2 protein-coding genes are annotated in these 2,457 nt (G+C 60.8%); both read right to left on the bottom strand.

From position 1 onward, the window contains the following. The coding region (locus KKA81_16445) for a glutamyl-tRNA reductase (GenBank protein MBU2652516.1) at positions 1–712 on the bottom strand (712 nt) is incomplete at its 3' end. A 1-nt stretch (position 713) separates the two neighbouring features. Continuing rightward, positions 714–2,411, bottom strand: a complete 1,698-nt coding sequence (locus tag KKA81_16440; GenBank protein MBU2652515.1) for an FAD-dependent oxidoreductase — start codon at positions 2,409–2,411, stop codon at positions 714–716. Between the last annotated feature and the right edge of the window lie 46 nt (positions 2,412–2,457).

The raw sequence follows: 2,457 nt of genomic DNA, 5'->3' as shown, positions 1-2,457 counted from the left end.
GGCCGCACCCCAGACCATCGTAGCGTAAAGCCAGCACCTCGGCCTTTTCGGGTGTGCGGTTCGCAAAGTAGAACCGCCCGTGCGCCTCGCGACCGAGATTAGCCGCCGCCAGCGAAATCATCTGGTTGACCCCGACAAACAGCACCGACGGTTCAGACAGCTCGCCCTGCCGGGCGCGCAACAGTTCCATCGCCGCCGAGCTGACCGAACAGGCCCCTTTGCCCATTTCAGTATCGGTACGGATCTGCTTGCCGACCCGAAATGCCTGATGGAACAGGCGGTGAATCACCTTGCCGGCCGCCTTGACACTGCAAGCGGCGCTGTAGGCATCCTTGACCTGGCCGAACACCTGATTCTCGCCGAGCACCATCGAGTCCAGACCGCCGACAACCCGGAACAAGTGTTCGGCTGCCTCGCGGTCGTAACTCCGGTAGAACTTACTATCCAGGGGCGAAATGTCAAGCTCGCGATACACCCGGAAAAACTTTGAGACAACCGCGAACGGGTCGGTGCGGCGCGATGCCACAAAATAGAATTCGGTCCGGTTGCAGGTCGAAATGATCACCGATTCGGCCACTTCCGGCAATTCCGCAAAGGCAGCATCCACCGTGGCCAACTCTTCCCGACCGAATCCGAGCGGCTCCCGTTCCTCGACTGTCGTGAACGTATGATTTGTGCCGCAGACAAATATTCTCCAACCGCCGGCCGCCATGTTACGTCCCCCCCATCGCGGTCGTGCCGCCGCCAACGACACGTATTTTCTCGAAGCCGTGGCTCTGAAGTAACAGGGCCGCCTGATAGGCGCGCGGGCCACGCCGGCAGACGATAAAAATCTCGCTGCCTCGGTCGATTTCATTCAGGCGGCCGCGAAGTTCCGCCAGAGGAATCCGAACCTGCCTGAGTTTTGGATCGATATCGAGCGGCGAAGCCTCAATTTCATCCACCTCACGAACATCGAGCCAGAGTGCGCCGTTCGGGGCGCTTGATCGCGCCTGCGCCGCGCAGACAAACGATGTTCCCCGCTCCTGGGCCAGCGCCATCGCGGCCAGGTGATGAAGCGGATCGAGAGCTTCGGAAAACGGCGGTGCATAAGCATGTTCGTGATCGAGCAGGTCCGCGACTGTCGCCTGCCGCTGCAACAGCGACGAGAAGACATCAAGCCGACGACAAACATCACCCGCGCCGACCGCCTGCAATCCGAGCAGATGCATCGTCGTCGGATCGTACACAAGCTTGACAACAATCGACGCGTGCTCGGGGTAGTAATCCGGGCGATCGGAAAAAGCTCCCCACACGGCGCGCGAATTGATTCCGGCCGCCATCGCCGCCCGTTCGGACAAACCAACCGCGCCCGCGTTTGAATCAAAGACTTTCACAACGAAGGAACCAACTACTCCGGCGAATCGGGTGTCGTGCCCCGCGATAGCCTCCGCGATAACGCGGCCGTGGCGATTGGCCAGCGAACCCATCGGCAAATACATGGGTTGATCGGTGATCAAGTTGCGCGATTCGACACAGTCGCCCCCGGCGAAAATATCCGGGTCCGAGGTCCGCATCTGCTGATCGACCGCAATCGCTCCGGTCGGGCCGATAGTGAGTCCGCACTCGGCCGCCAAACGTACCTCCGGCGTAACGCCGACACACAAAAAGATGTAGTCGGCTTCAATGGTTTGTGCGGCACCGTCGGCGTCAAAATTGATGACGGCGCGGCCGTCTGCGTTGGTAACCTTCGATACTCGCGCTCCGGTCGTGACTGTCACGCCCTGCCGTTTCATTTCGTCCTGGACGAGAAGCGCCATTTCGGCATCGAGCGCGTATGGTAACAGGCGCCGTTCCGCTTCGAGCAAAGTCGTCTCGATACCCCACAGACTCGCGGCCGCCTCAGCCAGTTCGCATCCGATAAACCCGCCGCCGATGATAACAGCCGAGCCTACTTTGCCCTGCTCGGCCAGGCGCCGAAAAGCGATAGCATCCGCGGGCCGCGTGAAGTGGCGAATGAATTCGCATTCGTCGCATTCAAACGGCGGCTTTTTCGGTCTGGCGCCGGTGGCGAGTACCAATTTGTCGTAACTGTGGTCGCCGGTCTTGCCGGTGCGCCGGTCGCGAATCATCACCCGCTTCCCCTCGCGGTCGATCGAGGTCACTTCGGTGTTTGTGCGAACGGTAAAACCCTTGGCCGTGTCGAAAAACTGCGGCGTCCGCTCGCTACCCCAACCGGTCTTGGTGAGTTCCTCAAACGCCGCTATGTCGCCCGAGGCAAAGTACGGCATGCCGCACGAACCATAGGAGATCTGCTCTCCCTGCTCGAAAAGCGTGATCGCCCACTCCGAGCGCCGACGCGCCAGCGTGGCGGCGGCTTTTGGTCCGGCGGCGCCTCCGCCGACAACGACGACGTGTGAACTCCTGGTCATTCCGATTGGTCCTTACACGGTACAGGGGTTGTTGTGCACAACCCCT

The sequence above is a fragment of the Bacteroidota bacterium genome, from assembly GCA_018831055.1.
GTDB lineage: Bacteria > Bacteroidota > Bacteroidia > Bacteroidales > B18-G4 > M55B132.
The sequence above is the reverse complement of the archived record's forward strand: the minus strand, read 5'-3'. Positions and strand labels throughout refer to the sequence as shown.

Excerpts from the sequence above, each read along its gene's own strand:
- KKA81_16440 (MBU2652515.1), bottom strand. The coding sequence starts at position 2,411 with ATGACCAGGAGTTCACACGTCGTCGTTGTCGGCGGAGGCGCCGCCGGA.